The sequence below is a fragment of the Paenibacillus sp. 01T422 genome, assembly GCF_056398785.1.
This window is the reverse complement of record NZ_JBFTQB010001515.1, coordinates 1-630: the sequence shown is the minus strand read 5'-3', so window position 1 is coordinate 630 and position 630 is coordinate 1. Positions and strand designations below refer to the sequence as shown.

Below are 630 nucleotides of genomic sequence, written 5' to 3'. Positions count from 1 at the left end.
GGCTTTATTATTCGCCGCCGTTACTTCCGTACCAGACTGCAGCACATTCGTAGCTCCCACTTTCGCCGTCACCGTTGTCCCGTTTTCTGCAGTTACGATGATGTTGAAATTGTCATTCTGCGTAGTGTTTGCTTTGTCTGCTGATCCATCTTCGACCGGTACAGTCGGCGGTAACGTGTCCTTGGTCACAGCTACTGTCAAAATGCCGGAAGCAGCTCCCATGCCATCTGTAACAACAATTTCAATGTTGTTTGCGCCTTCTCCGAGGAGTGAGATATCAATTGGCAGCGTTGCTTTGCCATTTGCAGCTGTCACACTCGTTCCTGATTGTAGGACGTTGGTGCCTCCTACTTTTGCAGTCACAGCTGCTCCTGTTTCTGCATTTACGACGATACTGAAGTTTGCGTTCTGGGTCGTACCCGCTTTAGGCGCTGTTCCATCTTCCGTAGGATCAGTTGGAGGCGTCGTGTCTATTGTTACAGCAACTGTCAAAGATATAGAAGTATTGCCTGTGGCATCTGTTGCGACAACGTCAATCTCGTTAGATCCTTCTGCAAGCTTTGTAATATCAATTGGCAGCGTGGCTTTACCAGCAGCAGCCGTTACACTCGCTCCGGACTGCAGAACGTT

Annotated in this window: 1 protein-coding gene; it reads right to left on the bottom strand. The window is 49.2% G+C overall.

Annotated features, from left to right (window positions below; all coding sequences use genetic code 11):
* On the bottom strand, window positions 1-630 hold a 630-nt coding region (locus tag AC1DUA_RS39920; RefSeq protein WP_477504917.1), incomplete at both ends, for a hypothetical protein.